Annotated in this window: 22 protein-coding genes and 1 pseudogene; 18 read left to right on the forward strand and 5 right to left on the reverse strand. The window is 55.3% G+C overall.

Annotation, left to right across the window (positions count from 1 at the left end):
• Nucleotides 1–122: 122 nt before the first annotated feature.
• The 7 genes from MKleb_RS23245 (at nucleotide 123) to ruvX (ending at nucleotide 5,848) form a co-directional block, all read left to right on the forward strand.
• Complete coding sequence (locus MKleb_RS23245) at nucleotides 123–1,517, forward strand: sugar porter family MFS transporter (protein ID WP_025105943.1); 1,395 nt, start codon at nucleotides 123–125, stop codon at nucleotides 1,515–1,517.
• Nucleotides 1,518–1,592: 75 nt separating this feature from the next.
• Nucleotides 1,593–2,093: a SprT family zinc-dependent metalloprotease gene (locus MKleb_RS23250; RefSeq protein WP_025105942.1), complete on the forward strand. Its 501-nt coding sequence runs from the start codon at nucleotides 1,593–1,595 to the stop codon at nucleotides 2,091–2,093.
• Nucleotides 2,094–2,187: 94 nt separating this feature from the next.
• Complete coding sequence (endA, locus tag MKleb_RS23255) at nucleotides 2,188–2,895, forward strand: deoxyribonuclease I (RefSeq protein ID WP_014226832.1); 708 nt, start codon at nucleotides 2,188–2,190, stop codon at nucleotides 2,893–2,895.
• A 90-nt stretch (nucleotides 2,896–2,985) separates the two neighbouring features.
• On the forward strand, nucleotides 2,986–3,717 hold the full coding sequence (rsmE, locus tag MKleb_RS23260) for a 16S rRNA (uracil(1498)-N(3))-methyltransferase (RefSeq protein WP_025105941.1): 732 nt from the start codon (nucleotides 2,986–2,988) through the stop codon (nucleotides 3,715–3,717).
• A 20-nt stretch (nucleotides 3,718–3,737) separates the two neighbouring features.
• The gene (gene gshB, locus MKleb_RS23265) at nucleotides 3,738–4,685 is read left to right on the forward strand and encodes a glutathione synthase (protein WP_014226834.1); all 948 of its coding nucleotides are present in this window, start codon (nucleotides 3,738–3,740) and stop codon (nucleotides 4,683–4,685) included.
• Nucleotides 4,686–4,868: 183 nt separating this feature from the next.
• The gene (locus MKleb_RS23270) at nucleotides 4,869–5,432 is read left to right on the forward strand and encodes a YqgE/AlgH family protein (RefSeq protein WP_014226835.1); all 564 of its coding nucleotides are present in this window, start codon (nucleotides 4,869–4,871) and stop codon (nucleotides 5,430–5,432) included.
• Nucleotides 5,432–5,848 (forward strand): Holliday junction resolvase RuvX, encoded by a 417-nt coding sequence (gene ruvX, locus MKleb_RS23275; RefSeq protein ID WP_014226836.1) that lies wholly within the window; start codon nucleotides 5,432–5,434, stop codon nucleotides 5,846–5,848. The genes MKleb_RS23270 and ruvX overlap by 1 nt, the downstream gene beginning before the upstream one ends.
• 55 nt (nucleotides 5,849–5,903) lie before the next feature.
• Here the strand turns inward: ruvX and MKleb_RS23280 are convergent, their stop codons facing one another.
• Together MKleb_RS23280 and MKleb_RS23285 are read right to left on the reverse strand one after the other, a co-directional pair.
• On the reverse strand, nucleotides 5,904–6,557 hold the full coding sequence (locus tag MKleb_RS23280) for a LuxR C-terminal-related transcriptional regulator (RefSeq protein WP_014226837.1): 654 nt from the start codon (nucleotides 6,555–6,557) through the stop codon (nucleotides 5,904–5,906).
• Between the two features lie 348 nt (nucleotides 6,558–6,905).
• Nucleotides 6,906–7,886 carry a type IV pilus twitching motility protein PilT gene (locus MKleb_RS23285; protein WP_025105940.1) on the reverse strand — a complete coding sequence of 327 codons (981 nt, stop codon included), beginning with the start codon at nucleotides 7,884–7,886 and terminating at the stop codon, nucleotides 6,906–6,908.
• A 16-nt stretch (nucleotides 7,887–7,902) separates the two neighbouring features.
• Between MKleb_RS23285 and MKleb_RS23290 the strand changes: the two genes are divergently transcribed.
• The 8 genes and pseudogenes from MKleb_RS23290 to MKleb_RS23325 all read left to right on the forward strand — a co-directional run bounded on the left by MKleb_RS23290 (nucleotide 7,903) and on the right by MKleb_RS23325 (nucleotide 14,354).
• Nucleotides 7,903–8,607, forward strand: coding sequence for a YggS family pyridoxal phosphate-dependent enzyme (locus tag MKleb_RS23290; protein WP_025105939.1), 705 nt, complete (start codon nucleotides 7,903–7,905; stop codon nucleotides 8,605–8,607).
• 17 nt (nucleotides 8,608–8,624) lie between these two features.
• Entirely contained in the window at nucleotides 8,625–9,191 is a 567-nt protein-coding gene (locus MKleb_RS23295; protein WP_004105714.1) for a YggT family protein, read from the forward strand.
• Nucleotides 9,188–9,478 (forward strand): DUF167 family protein YggU, encoded by a 291-nt coding sequence (yggU, locus tag MKleb_RS23300; RefSeq protein ID WP_004854155.1) that lies wholly within the window; start codon nucleotides 9,188–9,190, stop codon nucleotides 9,476–9,478. Before MKleb_RS23295 ends, yggU begins: the two co-directional genes overlap by 4 nt.
• A gap of 12 nt (nucleotides 9,479–9,490) precedes the next feature.
• A complete protein-coding gene (locus tag MKleb_RS23305; RefSeq protein WP_004854157.1) occupies nucleotides 9,491–10,084 on the forward strand; it encodes an XTP/dITP diphosphatase in 594 nt (197 codons plus the stop codon).
• Nucleotides 10,077–11,213, forward strand: coding sequence for a radical SAM family heme chaperone HemW (hemW, locus tag MKleb_RS23310; RefSeq protein WP_025105938.1), 1,137 nt, complete (start codon nucleotides 10,077–10,079; stop codon nucleotides 11,211–11,213). Before MKleb_RS23305 ends, hemW begins: the two co-directional genes overlap by 8 nt.
• Nucleotides 11,214–11,517: 304 nt before the next feature.
• A complete protein-coding gene (locus MKleb_RS23315) occupies nucleotides 11,518–12,504 on the forward strand; it encodes a TRAP transporter substrate-binding protein (protein ID WP_025105937.1) in 987 nt (328 codons plus the stop codon).
• A 46-nt stretch (nucleotides 12,505–12,550) separates the two neighbouring features.
• The gene (locus MKleb_RS23320; RefSeq protein ID WP_014226842.1) at nucleotides 12,551–13,054 is read left to right on the forward strand and encodes a TRAP transporter small permease; all 504 of its coding nucleotides are present in this window, start codon (nucleotides 12,551–12,553) and stop codon (nucleotides 13,052–13,054) included.
• Nucleotides 13,054–14,354: pseudogene (locus tag MKleb_RS23325) on the forward strand (TRAP transporter large permease). The gene MKleb_RS23320 and the pseudogene MKleb_RS23325 overlap by 1 nt, the downstream one beginning before the upstream one ends.
• A 48-nt stretch (nucleotides 14,355–14,402) precedes the next feature.
• Here MKleb_RS23325 and MKleb_RS23330 read toward each other — a convergent pair.
• The 3 genes from MKleb_RS23330 to trmB are packed head-to-tail and all read right to left on the reverse strand — an operon-like array spanning nucleotide 14,403 to nucleotide 16,218.
• Nucleotides 14,403–15,122 carry a YggN family protein gene (locus MKleb_RS23330; RefSeq protein ID WP_009651812.1) on the reverse strand — a complete coding sequence of 240 codons (720 nt, stop codon included), beginning with the start codon at nucleotides 15,120–15,122 and terminating at the stop codon, nucleotides 14,403–14,405.
• Nucleotides 15,123–15,172: 50 nt separating this feature from the next.
• Nucleotides 15,173–15,499 carry a YggL family protein gene (locus MKleb_RS23335; protein ID WP_004854168.1) on the reverse strand — a complete coding sequence of 109 codons (327 nt, stop codon included), beginning with the start codon at nucleotides 15,497–15,499 and terminating at the stop codon, nucleotides 15,173–15,175.
• Entirely contained in the window at nucleotides 15,499–16,218 is a 720-nt protein-coding gene (gene trmB, locus MKleb_RS23340) for a tRNA (guanosine(46)-N7)-methyltransferase TrmB (RefSeq protein WP_004854170.1), read from the reverse strand. Before trmB ends, MKleb_RS23335 begins: the two co-directional genes overlap by 1 nt.
• A 136-nt stretch (nucleotides 16,219–16,354) precedes the next feature.
• On the opposite strand from trmB, the gene mutY reads away from it, so the two are divergent.
• Genes mutY through mltC form a run of 3 tightly spaced genes read left to right on the forward strand, consistent with a single transcriptional unit; the run spans nucleotide 16,355 to nucleotide 18,849 of the window.
• Nucleotides 16,355–17,413: an A/G-specific adenine glycosylase gene (gene mutY, locus MKleb_RS23345; protein ID WP_025105936.1), complete on the forward strand. Its 1,059-nt coding sequence runs from the start codon at nucleotides 16,355–16,357 to the stop codon at nucleotides 17,411–17,413.
• A gap of 27 nt (nucleotides 17,414–17,440) precedes the next feature.
• Nucleotides 17,441–17,716, forward strand: a complete 276-nt coding sequence (locus tag MKleb_RS23350) for an oxidative damage protection protein (protein ID WP_004854175.1) — start codon at nucleotides 17,441–17,443, stop codon at nucleotides 17,714–17,716.
• 50 nt (nucleotides 17,717–17,766) lie between these two features.
• Nucleotides 17,767–18,849, forward strand: coding sequence for a membrane-bound lytic murein transglycosylase MltC (gene mltC / locus MKleb_RS23355; protein WP_014226844.1), 1,083 nt, complete (start codon nucleotides 17,767–17,769; stop codon nucleotides 18,847–18,849).
• Nucleotides 18,850–18,887 lie beyond the last annotated feature (38 nt).

The raw sequence follows: 18,887 nt of genomic DNA on the forward strand, positions 1-18,887 counted from the left end.
GTCATTACGTTTCTTTACTCTAGTGTAACCGATTACACAGCCGTGATTACTATCACATTTTTTTACGACGTATTTACATACCCTACGCATCGACAAGATCAATAACTCAACCGGAGGGCGTTATGCCTGACAACAAAAAACAAGGGCGTTCCAACAAGACGATGACGTTCTTTGTCTGTTTCCTTGCCGCACTGGCTGGCCTGCTGTTCGGCCTTGATATCGGTGTTATTGCGGGTGCCTTACCCTTTATTGCCAACGAGTTCCAGATAAGCGCCCATACTCAGGAGTGGGTGGTCAGCTCTATGATGTTCGGCGCCGCCGTCGGCGCAGTGGGCAGCGGCTGGCTCTCCTTCAAACTCGGGCGTAAAAAAAGCCTGATGATTGGCGCCATCCTGTTCGTTGCCGGCTCGCTGTTCTCCGCCGCCGCACCGAACGTGGAAGTGCTGCTGCTCTCCCGCGTGCTGCTCGGCCTGGCCGTGGGCGTCGCCTCCTACACCGCCCCGCTGTATCTGTCTGAAATCGCCCCGGAAAAAATCCGCGGCAGCATGATTTCGATGTATCAGCTGATGATTACCATTGGTATTCTCGGCGCCTATCTTTCCGATACGGCATTCAGCTACATCGGCGCCTGGCGCTGGATGCTCGGGGTGATTATTATCCCGGCGGTGCTGTTGCTGATTGGCGTGGTTTTCCTGCCTGACAGCCCGCGCTGGTTTGCCGCTAAGCGCCGCTTTGTCGACGCCGAACGCGTCCTGCTGCGCCTGCGCGACACCAGCGCTGAAGCGAAACGCGAGCTGGATGAGATCCGCGAAAGCCTGAAGGTAAAACAGTCCGGCTGGTCGCTGTTTAAAGAAAACAGCAACTTCCGCCGTGCGGTATTCCTCGGCGTCCTGCTGCAGGTGATGCAACAGTTCACCGGTATGAACGTCATCATGTACTACGCGCCGAAGATTTTTGAACTGGCGGGCTATACCAACACCACCGAACAGATGTGGGGAACCGTCATCGTGGGGCTGACCAACGTTCTGGCGACCTTTATCGCCATCGGACTGGTTGACCGCTGGGGCCGTAAGCCGACGCTGATCCTCGGCTTTATCGTTATGGCGCTCGGCATGGGCGTACTGGGCAGCATGATGCATATCGGCATCCACTCCGCCACGGCGCAGTACTTTGCCGTCCTGATGCTGCTGATGTTTATCGTTGGCTTTGCGATGAGCGCCGGCCCGCTGATTTGGGTGCTGTGCTCCGAAATCCAGCCGCTGAAAGGGCGTGATTTCGGTATCACCTGCTCAACGGCCACCAACTGGATTGCCAACATGATCGTCGGCGCGACCTTCCTGACCATGCTGAACTCGCTGGGCAGCGCCAACACCTTCTGGGTCTATGGCGGCCTGAACATCCTGTTCATCTTCCTGACCCTGTGGCTGATCCCGGAAACCAAAAACGTTTCGCTGGAACATATCGAACGTAACCTGATGAAAGGCCGTAAGCTGCGCGAAATCGGCGCGCGCGACTAGACTAACCCGCTTCCTCCTTCCCGGGAGGAAGCTTCTTCTTGCTCTCCTCATCCCGCCGCACTATCCTCTGGCGCTATGAAAACACCCCGAATTCCCATTGCCCTTCAACAGGCCGTTATGCGCAGCCTGCGGGAAAATCTTGCCAAAGCGAACCTCAAGCTGGAACGACATTACCCTGAACCGGTGCTGGTTTATCAGCAGCGGGGAACCTCCGCCGGTACCGCCTGGCTGGAGAAAAATGAAATCCGCCTTAACCCGGTGCTGCTGCTGGAAAACCAGCAGGCGTTTATTGATGAAGTAGTGCCGCACGAGCTGGCCCACCTGCTGGTATGGAAGCACTTTGGCCGCGTGGCGCCGCACGGCAAAGAGTGGAAATGGATGATGGAAAGCGTGCTGGGCGTTCCGGCTCTGCGCACCCATCGTTTCGAACTCGATTCAGTGCGTAAAAATACCTTCCCCTACCGCTGCCAGTGCCAGCAGCACCAGCTTACCGTCCGCCGCCACAATCGCGTGATGCGCGGGGAGGCCACCTATCGCTGCGTGCGCTGCGGAGATGTTCTGGTGGCGGAAAAGTAATCTCCGGAAATAACTGGAAATTTTCTGATCTGACTGATTGCGTCTGGCAATCACATTCGATACGTTGCGGGCTCGTATTGACACGGAGTTAACGATGTCACGTATTCATATTTTTGCTGCCGCGTTTCTCAGCGCGGCGGTATGCGCACCGCTTGCAGCGGAAGGAATCAACAGTTTTTCTCAGGCCAAGACCGCTGGGGTCAAGGTCAATGCCGACGCCCCCGGCGATTTCTACTGCGGCTGTAAAATCAACTGGCAGGGAAAAAAGGGGGTTATCGACCTGGAATCTTGTGGCTATAAAGTGCGTAAAAATGAAAATCGCGCCAGCCGGGTCGAGTGGGAGCATGTGGTTCCCGCGTGGCAGTTTGGCCATCAGCGTCAATGCTGGCAGGACGGCGGGCGTAAAAACTGCGCTAAAGATCCGGAATACCGCAAGATGGAAAGCGACATGCATAACCTGCAGCCGGCGGTCGGTGAGGTCAACGGCGACCGCGCCAACTTTATGTACAGCCAGTGGAACGGCGGCGAAGGCCAGTACGGCCAGTGCGCGATGAAGGTTGATTTTAAAGATAAAGTTGCCGAGCCGCCGGCTCGCGCCCGGGGCGCTATCGCCAGAACCTACTTCTATATGCGCGACCGCTACCAGCTCAATCTTTCCCGCCAGCAAACCCAGCTGTTTACCGCCTGGGATAAGCTGTACCCGGTAACAACCTGGGAGTGCGAACGCGACGCGCGTATTGCAAAAGTTCAGGGCAACCATAATCCTTACGTCCTGCAGGCTTGCCAGGCGCAAAAGAGCTAACCTACACTAGCGGCAATTGTTAATTTGCAGCTTCACTCCTTCCCCTGTCATGGGGAGGAGAATATCTGCGCAAAGAACGGAATATCAAGCATGCGCATTCCTCGCATCCATCACCCGGAACCGATTACCACGGGTAGCCAGATAGCTCTTTCCGACGACGCGGCCAACCACGTCGGTCGCGTTTTACGCATGGGTAAAGGCCAGACAATTGAGCTTTTTGACGGCAGCAATCAGGTCTTCGAGGCGGTCATTGTCGAGGCAGGTAAGAAAAACGTTCTGGTTGACGTTCAGAGCAGCAAAATGGATAACCGTGAATCCCCGCTGCATATCCATTTAGGCCAGGTGATGTCCCGCGGCGAAAAAATGGAATTCACCATCCAGAAATCGATCGAACTTGGCGTAAGCCTCATAACGCCACTGTTTTCCGAGCGCTGTGGCGTTAAACTGGACGCCGAACGTTTGCAGAAGAAGATCCAGCAGTGGCAAAAAATCGCCATTGCCGCCTGCGAGCAAAGCGGCCGCAACGTGGTGCCGGAGATCCGCCCCGCCATGCAGCTTGAAGCCTGGTGCGCGGAGCAGGACGAGGGCCTGAAGCTTAATTTGCACCCTCGCGCCAGCGCCAGCATTAATACGCTGCCGCTGCCGGTCGAACGTATCCGGCTGCTGATTGGCCCGGAAGGCGGGCTTTCGGCAGAAGAGATAGCGATGACCGCTCGCTACCAGTTTACTGATATCCTGTTGGGACCGCGCGTTCTGCGTACAGAGACAACTGCGCTCACTGCCATTACCGCCCTGCAGGTGCGTTTTGGCGACTTAGGTTGAAGCGTTAACGGAGAAGAACAATGATTAAGCTCGGCATCGTGATGGACCCCATCGCAACCATCAACATCAAGAAAGACACCAGCTTCGCCATGTTGCTGGAGGCGCAGCGTCGCGGCTATGAACTCCATTATATGGAGATGAACGATCTGTACTTAATCAACGGCGAAGCCCGCGCCCGTACGCGTAAGCTGAGCGTCGAGCAGAACTACGATAAATGGTACGCGTTCAACGGCGAACAGGATCTGCCTCTGGCGGACCTTGACGTCATTCTGATGCGTAAAGATCCGCCGTTCGATACCGAGTTTATCTACGCGACCTACATCCTCGAACGCGCCGAAGAGCAAGGCACGCTGATCGTCAATAAGCCGCAGAGCCTGCGCGACTGTAACGAAAAGCTGTTTACCGCCTGGTTCTCCGAGCTGACCCCGGAAACGCTGGTCACCCGTAATAAAGCCCAGCTGAAAGCCTTCTGGGAAAAACATGGCGATGTCATTCTCAAACCGCTGGACGGTATGGGCGGCACCTCCATTTTCCGCGTTAAAGAGGGTGACCCCAACCTCGGCGTGATTACCGAGACGCTAACCGAGCTGGGCAGCCGCTACTGCATGGCGCAGAACTATCTGCCGGCCATTAAAGATGGCGATAAGCGCGTGCTGGTGGTTGACGGCGAGCCGGTTCCTTACTGCCTGGCCCGTATCCCACAGGGCGGCGAAACCCGCGGTAACCTTGCGGCCGGTGGTCGTGGCGAAGCGCGCCCGCTGACCGAAAGCGACTGGGCTATCGCCCGCCGCGTGGGCCCGACGCTGAAGGCCAAAGGCTTAATCTTCGTCGGTCTGGATATCATTGGCGATCGCCTGACGGAAATTAACGTCACCAGCCCCACCTGCGTACGTGAAATCGAAGCCGCCTTCCCGATTTCCATTACCGGGATGCTGATGGATGCCATCGAGAAGCGCCTCAATAAATAAAGCGCTTATTCAGGCTACAGGCCAGCGCCTGTAGCCTGTAGCCTGGAGCCAGCTCAGGAGATTCACGCTCAGGTTCATACCGACAACGCGCCTTGAGCCTGCAAGATAAAGTGAATCGACACTCCCTTGCTTTACCCGCATACTGGGTGCTGCTTTTTTGAACCAGGAACAGAACCTCTGACAATGAATTTACAGCATCACTTTCTAATTGCCATGCCTGCTCTCCAGGACCCGATGTTCCGTCGCTCCGTAGTCTATATCTGCGAGTATAACGATGACGGTGCCATGGGCATCATCATCAATAAGCCGATGGAAAATCTGCAGGTTGAAGGGATCCTGGAGAAGTTAAAAATCACGCCTGAACCGCGCAATCCCGAGATTCGCCTGGATAAACCGGTGATGGTTGGCGGCCCGCTGGCCGAGGATCGGGGTTTTATACTGCATTCGCCGCCTTCCGACTTTTCTTCCAGCATTCGTATTTCCGATAACACGGTGATCACCACCTCCCGCGACGTGCTCGAAACGCTGGGTACGGATAAACAGCCGGACAACGTGCTGGTTGCGCTGGGCTATGCCTCCTGGGAGAAAGGCCAGCTGGAGCAAGAGATTCTGGATAACGCCTGGCTCACCGCGCCGGCCGATCGGAATATTTTGTTCAGCACGCCGATAGCTGACCGCTGGCGCGATGCTGCGAAGCTCATTGGCATCGATATCGTGACGATGCCAGCCGAAGCGGGGCATGCGTAATGAGCGGCACTTTTTTAGGCTTTGATTTTGGCACCAAAAGCATTGGCGTCGCCGTAGGGCAGCGCATCACAGGCACTGCCCGCCCCCTTCCCGCGTTGAAAGCGCAGGACGGTAAGCCTGACTGGAATATTATCGAAAAGCTGCTGAAAGAGTGGCAGCCCGAAGCCGTGATTGTCGGCCTGCCGCTGAATATGGACGGTACGGAACAGCCCCTCACCGCGCGCGCACGCAACTTCGCGAATAAAATCCACGGCCGCTTCGGCGTGCAAATAACCCTGCATGATGAACGTCTGAGCACGGTTGAAGCCAGAGCCGGGCTATTCGAACACGGTGGATTCCGGGCGCTCAATAAAGGCAGCGTGGATTCCGCTTCTGCAGTCATTATTCTGGAAAGCTACTTCGAGCAAAGTTTCTGAACATCAATGATGGCGCCCTACCGCAGCGGCAGGCGCCATCATCCTGATTTCATTTTTAGTGGCGCAAATGCTCATTCGCCCAACTGACCGCCTGAGTCCGGTTCTTCACGCTTAGCTTACGGAACACGTTGTACAGATGGGTACGCACCGTGTTTTCACTGATAAACAGCGCGCGGGCAATATCCAGATTGGTCGCCCCGCAGCGAAGTTCATTCAGGATTTCACATTCACGCTCGGTCAGCGGTGAATTTTCCGCAGGCGCCGATACATGATCCGCAGCATACATCGCCGGGTGCATCACGCTCAATTCAGCCGTCTGTTCGCCGTTCAGCACAGCCTTAACGCCCTCAATTAAGCGCGATTCATCATCGTCATGACGGAAAACGCCGTACAGCGCTGGCCACTGCGCCATTTCGTAGAGCTCATACTTTTGCGCGCTATTGATAATCAATAAACGGGGGTTATCCGCCTGCAGACGAATAATGTCACGCCATACGCTATTCAACTTTTTATTTGAAACTGCAATATCAAATAATATTACAGAATCTTTCAAAAGACGCTGCGCGAGGGGTTTGTTAATATTTTGCAGAACGACTGATGCAGATAACTTCTCAGCCAGCCAGGTTGCGAATGCTTTGCTTTGAATAGAGGGGTGAGTAATAAAAGTAACCTGGTGAGAAAAAGCCGAATTCTCAGATAAATTAATCACTTAAAACTCTCCTTAGTTGATTCCCGCCTTCATAGCGGTTAAATGAATTAACAAGAATACGATCGCTGGTGTATTTATAAATTCAAACCAAACTTACACCTTGAAACATTATTCCATGGGAATTTTCCTATCCCTGTAAACAGCATAAATCGAATGCCTTAAGAGAGTCAAAAGATTATCAAACTTTTTTCCTGGTTATGGGAGGTTTATGTCAATTCGTTTTTCATAGCGTGCATTATTCGGCTTAATTTTAGGTACTTATTTGTAATATAAAATAATGATACCAAACATTAATAAAACATTATCATAACAAGCCATTGGTATGATGTCTGAATATAAAAGATGCAGCTATAAAAGACCCGCAGCCGTACGTTGCTGAAAGCTTTGCGTAAAAGTTTGCATCCCGAATTGCTGCCCGGTTTGCATCACGCCGGGCAGCTGATGCGTTTTCCCCTCGCGGATCAAATTCGCCACCGCCGGGGTATTAACCAAAAGCTCGTATAGCGCAACTCTTCCGCCAGCAGTATCCGGAAACAATTTTTGTGCCAGCACCGCGCATAAACTTCCCGCCAGCTGGCTACGAACCTGCTCTTTCTCATGGGCAGGAAAAACATCCACCAGCCTTTCAACCGCCTGTGCCGCGCCGCGCGTATGCAGCGTCGCCATAACCAGATGTCCGGTCTCCGCCGCGGTCAGTGCCAGGCGGATCGTTTCGCTGTCACGCAGTTCCCCTAGCAGAATGACATCCGGGTCCTGACGCAGCGCAGCGCGCAGGGCCGCGGCAAATGAGGGGCAGTGGCGACCTATTTCCCGCTGCTGGATCAGGCAGCGCTCGCTGCGGTGAATAAACTCAACCGGATCTTCCAGCGTCAGGATATGGCCATTGAGGCGCTGATTAAGATAGCCCACCATCGCCGCCAGGGTGGTGGATTTCCCGCTACCGGTGGCGCCCGTGACCAGGATAAGCCCGCTCTCCTCATTGAGCAGCTCCGTTAAGGCGGCCGGCGCGCCGAGATCCGCCAGCTGCGGACAGGTTTCCGCCAGCAGACGCAGGGCCAGCGACAGACCGCGGTTGTGGACAAATGCGCTGGCGCGCAGGCGCGGTCCGCCGGCCGGAGCCAGCGCGAAATCGACCTGTCCGCAGGCCTGCCACTGGGCGAGCTGCTCGGCGTTGAGCCAATCAGCGAGTATCTTGCCAATATCCGGAGAGGTAAACGGCGCGGGCTCCAGCTTGCCCTGGCGACGCCAGCGCGGCGTTGAAGCATTGCACAGGTGTAGATCGGAGACGTTATGCTTTACACTAAGGGCCACTATTTCTTCCAGTTCCATAACTCATCCTCGGTATATGAACGATATTGCGCATAACCTGGCACAGGTCCGGGACAAAATCTCAGCCGCTGCCGCACGCTGCGGCCGTGCTCCAGAAGAAGTTACATTGCTTGCAGTCAGTAAAACGAAACCTGCGGGCGCTATCGAAGAAGCGATGGCCGCAGGCCAGGTCGCGTTTGGCGAAAATTATGTTCAGGAAGGGGTGGAGAAAATCCGCTACTTTCAGGAAAAGGGCGCAACCGGGCTACAGTGGCACTTTATAGGGCCGCTGCAGTCCAATAAAAGCCGTCTGGTGGCCGAGCATTTTGACTGGTGCCATACCGTCGATCGCCTGAAGATCGCCATGCGCCTTAGCGAACAGCGACCTGCGCAAATGCCGCCGCTTAACGTACTGATTCAAATAAATATTAGCGATGAGCAGAGCAAGTCGGGCATTCCCGTTGACGAGCTGGACGCGCTGGCGGCAGAGATCGCGAAACTGCCGAATCTGCAGCTGCGCGGTTTAATGGCCATTCCCGCGCCAGAGTCAGAATATGTAAGGCAGTTTGCCGTCGCCCAACAAATGGCGGTAGCATTTGCGCGGCTAAAAACGCACTACCCTACCGTCGATACGTTGTCGCTGGGAATGTCGGATGATATGGAAGCCGCCATCGCGGCGGGAAGCACTATGGTGCGCATCGGAACCGCAATTTTCGGCGCGCGCGACTACAGCAAAAAATAAGGAATCTGAGGAACGCCATGAAGACGTTGACTTTCCTGCTCTCAACGGTCATTGAGCTTTACACAATGGTCGTGTTGTTACGCGTCTGGATGCAGTGGGCGCGCTGCGACTTTTATAACCCGTTTTCGCAGTTCGTGGTCAAGGCTACGCAGCCTGTCGTTGGGCCGCTGCGCCGTATTATCCCGGCGATGGGGCCGCTCGACAGCGCCTCCCTGCTGGTCGCCTTTATTCTCTGCGTCGTGAAAGCTATCGTGCTGTTTATGGTCGTCACCTTCCAGCCGATTATCTGGATCTCCGCGCTGCTGATCCTCATTAAAACCGTCGGCTCGCTGATATTCTGGGTTCTCCTGCTCATGGCAATCATGAGCTGGGTAAGCCAGGGACGCAGCCCGGTGGAATATGTCCTGATGCAGTTGGCCGATCCGCTGCTGCGTCCGATCCGCAGACTGCTGCCATCGATGGGCGGCATTGATTTCTCGCCGATGGTGCTGGTTCTGCTGCTGTACGTGATCAACATGGGTATCGCCGAACTGTTGCAGGCTACCGGCAACGTTCTGCTTCCGGGGCTGTGGATGGCGCTATGAGTGCCGTCGAAGCCTGCGCTGATGGGTTGGTCTTACGGCTGTATATTCAGCCTAAGGCCAGCCGCGACAGCATCGTTGGTTTACATGGCGACGAGCTTAAAGTCGCCATTACCGCGCCTCCCGTTGACGGCCAGGCCAACGCCCATCTGGTAAAATTCCTCGCCAAACAGTTTCGCGTAGCGAAAAGCCAGGTGCTTATTGAGAAAGGCGAACTGGGCCGCCACAAACAGATAAAAATCATTCATCCGCAGCAGATCCCCGATGGGGTCGCCGCCCTGAAAGAATAAACAGGATCTCATATGCAAAAAGTTGTTCTCGCCACCGGCAATCCCGGGAAAGTGCGCGAGCTGGCCTCGCTGCTGGCAGATTTTGGCCTCGATATCGTGGCGCAAACCGAACTGGGCGTGGATTCCGCAGAGGAAACCGGCCTGACCTTTATCGAAAACGCCATTCTGAAAGCGCGTCATGCCGCGCAGATTACCGGCCTCCCGGCCATCGCCGATGACTCAGGTCTGGCCGTCGATGCGTTAGGCGGCGCGCCCGGCATCTATTCCGCCCGCTATTCCGGCGAAGACGCGACCGACCAGCGCAATCTCGAAAAGCTGCTCGACGCGCTGCGCGACGTGCCTGACGATCGGCGCCAGGCGCAATTCCACTGCGTGCTGGTCTATCTGCGCCATGCGGAAGATCCCACCCCGCTGGTTTGCCACGGCAGCTGGCCGGGCATCATCGCTCGCGAAGCCGCAGGCAGCGGCGGCTTTGGTTACGACCCGATATTCTTTGTTCCGACGGAAGGTAAAACCGCAGCGGAGCTGAGCCGTGAAGAAAAGAGCGCCATTTCCCACCGCGGACGCGCGCTCAAACTGTTACTGGAAGCCTTACGTAATGGCTAATTTGCCGCCCCTGAGCCTCTATATTCACATCCCGTGGTGCGTGCAGAAATGCCCGTACTGCGATTTCAACTCGCATGCGTTGAAGGGCGAGGTACCGCACGACGACTACGTTCAGCATCTGCTGAACGATCTGCGGGCCGACGCCCACTATGCGCAGGGACGTGAAATCGGGACTATTTTCATCGGCGGCGGTACGCCGAGCCTGCTCTCAGGCCCGGCGATGCAAACCCTGCTCGACGGCGTGCGGGAAGCTCTTCCCCTGGCGGACAACGCGGAAATCACGATGGAAGCCAACCCCGGCACCGTAGAAGCGGATCGTTTTGTCGAGTATCAGCGCGCGGGTATTAATCGCATCTCCATCGGCGTACAGAGCTTTAGCGAACAGAAGCTCCAGCGTCTCGGGCGCATCCACGGGCCACAGGAAGCCAAACGCGCGGCAAACCTGGCAAGCGGTCTGGGACTGCGCAGCTTTAACCTCGATTTAATGCACGGTCTGCCGGATCAGTCTCTGGAAGAGGCGCTGGACGACCTGCGTCAGGCGATTGCGCTCAATCCGCCGCATCTCTCCTGGTATCAGCTGACCATTGAGCCAAACACCCTGTTTGGCTCGCGTCCGCCGACCCTGCCGGACGACGACGCGCTGTGGGATATTTATGAGCAGGGGCACAGCCTGCTCAGCGCGGCGGGCTATCAACAATATGAAACCTCCGCCTACGCTAAGCCGGGATATCAGTGCCAGCATAACCTGAACTACTGGCGCTTTGGCGACTACCTGGGCATTGGCTGCGGCGCGCACGGCAAAGTGTCCTTCCCGGACGGGCGCATTCTGCGGACGGCGAAAACCCGCCACCCGCGCGGCTATATGGAAGGCCGTTATCTGGAGCGCCAGCATGATGTGGAAGATGCGGATAAGCCGTTCGAGTTCTTTATGAACCGTTTCCGCCTGCTGGAAGCGGCGCCGCGAGATGAATTTAGCCGCTACACCGGGCTTGATGAGCGTACAATCCGTCCGCAAATCGATGCCGCCATTGCTGAGGGCTATCTGACGGAAGATGAGCGCTGCTGGCAAATTACCGAGCACGGTAAGCTCTTTTTGAACTCCCTTCTCGAATTATTCCTCAGCGAATAAACCTCGCTATGCTTATCCCGTTATAAAAATAACGGGATAATTAATTATTCGTTTTTCCCGAAATATTAATATCGTTATTTCCGAATCATCTCAGCTCAACATTTCCAATAAAAATAAATTCACATTCATTTATTAAAAATAAATATAACCTACCGCACAAAAATACGTATTTGATCGCCTGATTGCGAAAAAGTGTGAGTCAGACAGCTTAAAGATGTACGACAACAAGGATAATATGTCATACAGAAACAAAGAATACTCTTTAAGATATTGACCAATTACCCTAAGTGCATGGAGCCGACTCATGAAAAAACTCTCTTTTTCTCGTTCTCTGGCGTGTGTATCTCTGCTTGCCCTGCTCGCTTCCGGCGCTAGCGCAGCTGAAAAAGTCACGTTAAAACTGGCACATAACCTCGAACGTAGCCACGTTGTCCATCAGGCCTTTGAGGCGATGTCCAAAGAGGTTAACCAACTTTCCAACGGTGATATGAAGATTCGTATATATCCCAGTAGCCAGATGGGCAGCGCGCGCGAAACGATGGAGCTATTACAAAACGGCGCGCTGGATATGACCAAAGGTTCCGCCAGCGATCTGGAATCATTCGATAACGTCTACGCGATATATAATTTACCGTTCCTGTTTAAAGATCAGAATCATTTCAATAAAGTCGTCTTTGGTGACGTGGGCAAGGAAATTATGGAGTCCACGAAAGATAAAGGATTCTTTGCGCTTTCCGCCTATGTTGCCGGGACCCGCAGTTTTTACGCCAAAAAGCCCATCACTAAACCGGAAGATTTAAAAGGATTGAAGATCCGCGTCCAGGCCAGCCCGACAACCTTAAAAATGGTCGAATTAATGGGCGGTTCGCCAACCCCTATTTCCTTTGGTGAAGTTTATACCGCCATGCAGCAGGGCGTGGTGGACGGCGCGGAGAACAACGTGCCTTCCTGGGTGCAAACGCGCCATATCGAAATCGCGAAAGTGTTCTCAGAAGATGAACATGCCTCCATCCCGGATTTCCTCGTTATCTCCAGTAAAACCTGGGGCAAACTGACGCCGGATCAGCAGCAAATCCTGATCAAGGCGGCGAAAGCTTCCGAAGCGTATCAGCAAAAACTGTGGGACAAGATCGACGCCGACACCCGCGCGCAGGCCAAAGCCATGGGCGGCGAAATTATCAAAGTGGATAAAGCGCCGTTCCGCGCCGCCGTGCAGCCACTGTTTGATGACTTCAAAAAAGATCCGAAGCAGGCCGCCCTGCTGGCCAAATTTGAAGCTGCCGCCGAATAACACTTAGCGGGCCAGCCGCTGGCCCGCTTTCATCGGGAAAACAATGATGATACTTAACCGCATAAAGCTGGCGGTGGACCGCACGATCGCCGCATTCTCCGTCGCCGTTATGATTGCGCTGGTTGTTTGCGTCGTCTGGCAGGTGTTCAGCCGCTACGTACTCAACCAGCCCAGCACCCTGACCGACGAGCTGGCGCGCTTTTTGATGATCTGGGTCGGGCTACTGGGTGCGGCATATACCGTCGGCGCCCAGCGTCATCTGGCTATCGACTTACTGGCGATGACGCTCCCTCCCCGCAGGCAGGCGCTGCTCAGCGTCATCATTAATCTGCTGATCTTTATTTTTGCCGGATCGGTGATTGTGACCGGCGGCGTGAAGCTGATTGAAAAAACGCTGTCGACCTCCCAGGTCTCAGCGGCAATGCAGATCCCCATGGGCTACGTCTATCTGATCCTGCCGTTAACCGGCCTCATTATGATGTTTTACGCAGTATGTTTTGTCAGCAATGGGCTAAAAAACATGAAGCACGCTGAAGCGGGGGCAAATTAATGGACAGCTATATCGCACTGATGCTATTTGGCTCTTTCTTTATTCTGGTTTTTATTGGCGTACCTATCTCCTTCTCCATCGGCATCGCCACCGTCGGTTCAATGCTGCTGATGTTCCCGTGGGATATCGCGGTGATTACGGTTTCTCAGCGCCTGGCGAACGGCCTCGATAACTTCGCCCTGCTGGCGATTCCATTCTTTATCTTTGCCGGTACGCTGATGAATAGCGGCGGGATTGCCATACGCTTAATCAATCTGGCTCAGGTGATGGTCGGACGCGTACCGGGCTCTCTGGGCCACGTCAACGTGCTGGCAAACATGATGTTCGGCTCGATTTCAGGCTCGGCGGTCGCCGCCGCCGCCGCGGTAGGGGGCACGCTGAACCCCATTCAGACGCAGAAAGGCTACGATCCGGCTTTCTCCACGGCGGTGAACGTCTCGTCGTGCATCACAGGCCTGCTTATTCCGCCGTCAAACGTGCTGATCGTCTTTTCCCTGACGGCGGGAGGCGTGTCGGTCGCGTCGCTGTTTATGGCCGGCTATCTGCCGGGCATTCTGATGGGCCTGGCTATTATGGTGGTCTGTGCCGTCATTGCTAAACGTCGCGGCTATCCGGTTTCTGAACGCCCTACCTGCGCCCAGGCGGCAAAAGCGTTTTTCGACGCCCTGCCCAGCCTGCTGCTGGTGATTATTGTGATGGGCGGGATCCTCGGCGGCATTTTACCGCTACCGAAGCGTCGGCTATCGCCGTGGTCTACACCTTTATCCTGTCGGTGCTCATTTATCGGGAAGTGAAATGGCGCGATCTGCCGAAGCTGATCCTTGAATCGGTGGTGATGACCTCTATCGTGCTGCTGCTGATCGGCTTTTCCGTCGGCATGTCGTGGGCGATGACCAACGCCGACATTCCCTACATGATAAGCGATGCGCTAATGGGGGTGTCAGAAAACCCGGTGGTGATACTGCTGCTGATTAATATCGTGCTGTTAATCGTTGGGATCTTTATGGACATGACCCCGGCGGTGCTGATTTTCACGCCGATATTCCTGCCCATCGCGCAGGATTTAGGGATGGACCCGGTGCATTTCGGCATCATGATGGTCGCCAACCTGTGCATCGGTCTGCTGACGCCGCCGGTAGGCAGCGCGCTGTTCGTTGGCTGCTCCATTTCCGGCGTTAAAATTCAGCAGCTCATCAAACCGCTGCTGCCGTTCTACGCCGCCCTGCTGATCGCGCTGATGATGATTGTCTATATCCCGCAGATCTCGCTGTTTATTCCGCAGCTGCTGGGGCTGATGTGATCGACTGACCATAATCGCTACCTGCGGGCGCAGGTAGCGAAATAAAACTTACTTTAACGACCCCACCAGCGCTTTGCGGCTCTCCTCAAGGGAGACCACGCGGCTGCAGACATCCTTACCAAACTGCTGGAAATCGGCTTCCTGGTTTTTCCATTCATCCTGAATGGCCGTTTGCAGGCCGCCAAGGCTGCCGAGGATCCCCTGCAGCGGGTTACCGCCGCCTTTAAGAACCGCCTTCGCCCCCATCTCGTTGATGCTATCCTGCAGAATGCCGCCCATCGCCTGATTTACCAGCTGCTGGCCGTCGGCGCGCACCTGATCGATGGCTTTATAGTGGAAGGTCAGGCCATCGTTACGATGTTCAATTATGCGGCTCATTTGCGCTTTCAGCTGCGCATCAAGCTTGGTCAGGCGGCTATGCATGCTGCTGCTGGCCCCCACCTGTTCGGTAATAATTTTATCCAGCGCGGCGCGGCCTTTTTCTACCCGCGTGCGGGCGCCTTCATCAATCCACGGCAGGCTGCTGCGCAGGCCAGCCTGATAGTCCTGAGCCTGCTCGCGCTGAGCGGCGTTCAGGGAATACGCTTTACCGTTAAAGGTCAGGTTGCCGTCCGGCTTAATCACCAGATCGCCGTTTTCGCCTTTTACCTGCACCTGCTGCGGGCTGAGGATGACATCGTCACGCGGCGTGACGCTACACTGGTAGTCCGCATGCGCGGACAAAGCGGTGACGGAAAGCGCCAATGCCAACAGCGTTTTGCGCATCATTTAACTCCCTTCAGACAAAACGGGCCGGCAGTTGCCGACCCTTGTCAAACTTAGTCCCACCAGATATCAAAAAGTTCGCTGGTGCGTACATCGGCAAGCCCGCGGTCTTCCAGCCATTTACGTACGATGGCCTGGTGTTCCTCGGTGCATTTGCCGATTTCCTGCAGGCAGATCAGGCCTTCCCAGGAAAGATAACCGCTGCCGTCAAAGGCCAGCTTATTAGGCTCAATCACTTCATCAATCAGATCGTTAACGGTCTGGTCGATCTGCTCTTCGCTGGTTCCATCCGCGAAACGCCACGCGACGGAAAAACCCACTTCCTGAAACTCGTCGATATGCATTTTTTTACGCAGACGACGGCTACGATTCGTTGCCATTATTTCACCCTCTCGAACATTAAGTCCCATACGCCGTGGCCAAGACGATGGCCACGCTGTTCAAATTTGGTTACCGGGCGCGATTCCGGGCGCGGCACATAGTCGTTGCTTTCAGACCGGTTACGATACCCTTCAAGCGAGGACATCACTTCCAGCATATGCTCGGCATATTGCTCCCAGTCGGTCGCCATATGGAAGACGCCGCCCAGCTTCAGTTTACTTTTCACCAGTTCGGCAAAAGGCGGCTGAACGATACGGCGCTTATTATGACGCGCTTTGTGCCACGGGTCAGGGAAAAACAGCTGCACCATGCTCAGGGAGTTATCCGGAATCATCGTATGCAGCACTTCCACCGCATCGTGGCACATGACGCGCAGGTTCTGCACGCCCTCTTCTTCGGCGGACGCCAGGCAGGCGCCGACGCCCGGCGAGTGCACTTCAATGCCGAGGAAATTCTGCTGCGGCTTCTCTTTCGCCATCGCCACCAGCGAAGCGCCCATACCGAAACCGATCTCCAGCGTGACCGGCGCCTCACGGCCAAACAGCGCGGCGAAATCGAGTGGCGCATCGTTAAATTCAACGCCCATCACCGGCCAAATATTGTCCAGCGCGTGCTGCTGACCTTTGGTCAGGCGGCCCTGACGACGGACGAAGCTGCGAATACGGCGCAGCGGACGGCCGTTTTCATCGAATTCCGGAGATATGACGTCGTTTTTCATAAAAGTTAAGTCTGCTTGTGAGAGTGTTCGGAAAACGGGCATTATCCAAAGTTACCCGGCGGATGCAAGGGTTTACAGCCTCTCGCCCTTGTGCTGCAATCTGCCACCTTATAATCGCTATCCCGGAGCCGTAGCTTTGACTTTTCTCGCCGCGCAATTTTCAGCCCAGGTGCTGGACTGGTACGACAAATACGGGCGTAAAACCCTGCCCTGGCAAATCGGCAAGACGCCCTACAAAGTATGGCTCTCCGAGGTGATGTTGCAACAAACACAAGTGGCGACGGTCATCCCCTATTTTGAACGCTTTATGGCGCGTTTCCCAACGATTACCGACCTGGCGAACGCGCCCCTCGATGAAGTCCTGCATCTGTGGACCGGACTTGGCTATTACGCCCGCGCGCGCAATTTACATAAAGCGGCGCAGCAGGTGGCCACCCTGCACGACGGCAAATTCCCGCAGACCTTCGATGAAGTCGCCGCGCTGCCGGGCGTGGGCCGCTCTACCGCCGGCGCGATTTTATCCCTTTCTCTCGGTCAGCATTATCCGATTCTCGACGGTAACGTGAAGCGCGTGCTCGCGCGCTGCTATGCTGTCAGCGGTTGGCCGGGGAAAAAAGAGGTTGAGAAACGCCTGTGGGAGATCGCCGAGGACGTCACGCCGGCCAAAGGCGTCGAGCGTTTTAACCAGGCCATGATGGACCTCGGGGCGATGGTGTGTACCCGCTCTAAGCCAAAATGCGAGCTCTGTCCGCTGAATAACGGCTGCGTGGCCTACGCAAATCATTCATGGGCTCAATACCCAGGCAAAAAACCGAAACAGACGATCCCCGAGCGTACCGGCTATTTCCTGCTGATGCAGCACGGCGACGAGGTGTTCCTCTCCCAGCGCCCGCCGGTGGGCTTATGGGGCGGTTTGTTCTGCTTCCCGCAGTTTGAGGATGAAGATGCGCTGCGGGCGTGGCTGGCCCAGCGTCAGATTAAGACCGATAATCTGACGCAATTAACCGCGTTCCGCCACACTTTCAGCCATTTCCATCTGGATATTGTGCCGATGTGGCTTACAGTGCACTCATCCGGCGCATGCATGGATGAAGGGGGCGCACTCTGGTATAACTTAGCGCAGCCGCCGTCCGTCGGTCTGGCGGCTCCCGTGGAGCGCTTGTTGCAACAGTTAAAAGCCGGAGCACCGGTTTAGCTTTCTGGCGATTAAAGAGGATTAAGAATGAGCAGAACGATTTTTTGTACTTTCCTGCAGCGTGAAGCCGAGGGCCAGGATTTTCAGCTGTACCCGGGCGAGCTGGGCAAACGCATCTATAACGAAATCTCCAAAGAAGCCTGGGCCCAGTGGCAGCATAAGCAGACGATGCTGATCAACGAGAAAAAACTCAGCATGATGAACCCGGAGCATCGCAAACTGCTGGAGCAGGAGATGGTTCAGTTCCTGTTTGAAGGTAAAGACGTGCACATCGAAGGCTACACGCCGCCAGAAAAACAGTAAGGGCCTGACGGCCCTTTACAACAATAAACACAACACGCACTCCCGGAATGATGAAAAAATACTTAGCGCTAGCGCTGATTGCGCCTTTGCTCGTTTCGTGTTCCAGCTCAACCAAAAAAGGCGCCGAGTACAACGAGGCGTGGGTAAAGGACACCAACGGCTTTGACATTCTGATGGGCCAGTTCGCCCATAACATCGAGAATATTTGGGGTTATAACGAAGTTCTGCTCGCCGGGCCGAAGGACTACGTCAAATACACCGACCAGTATCAGACCCGCAGCCATATCAACTTTGATGCGGGGACGATTACCGTCGAAACCATCGCCGGCACCGACCCGGCCGGGCGCCTGCGCCAGGCGATTATTAAAACCCTGCTGATGGGCGACGACCCGAACTCCATCGACCTCTATTCCGACGTCGATGATATTCAGATTTCAAAAGAGCCGTTCCTGTACGGTCAGGTGGTGGATAACACCGGCGAGTCGATTCGCTGGGAGTGGCGCGCCTCGCGCTTCGCCGACTATCTGCTGCAAACGCGCCTGAAAAGCCGCAGCAACGGCCCGCGCATGATCTACAGCATCACCATCAACCTGGTGCCGAACCACCTCGACAAACGCGCGCATAAATACATTGGCATGGTCCGTCAGGCATCGCGCAAATACGGCGTTGATGAATCGCTGATCCTGGCAATTATGCAAACCGAATCTTCCTTTAACCCCTATGCGGTCAGCCACGCCGACGCGCTGGGGCTGATGCAGGTGGTGCAGCACAGCGCCGGGAAGGACGTATTCCGTTCGCAGGGCAAATCAGGCCTGCCGAGCCGCAGCTATCTGTTCGATCCGGTCAATAACATCGACACCGGCACCGCCTATCTGGCGATGCTGAACAACGTCTATTTGTCCGGCATCACCAACCCGACCTCGCGTCGCTATGCGGTCATCACCGCCTATAACGGCGGCGCGGGCAGCGTACTGCGGGTCTTCTCCAGCGATAAGGTTCAGGCGGCGAATATCATCAACAACATGACGCCGGGAGATGTTTATCAGACCATCACCAGCCGTCACCCCTCCGCCGAGTCGCGTCGTTATCTGTATAAGGTTAACTCTGCGCAGAAAGGCTACCGCCGCAGGTAATCTCCCTCCAGCGCCCTTGTTTCCTCAAGGGCGTATTC

The organism is Klebsiella sp. PL-2018, from assembly GCF_019048985.1.
Taxonomy (GTDB): domain Bacteria; phylum Pseudomonadota; class Gammaproteobacteria; order Enterobacterales; family Enterobacteriaceae; genus Klebsiella; species Klebsiella michiganensis.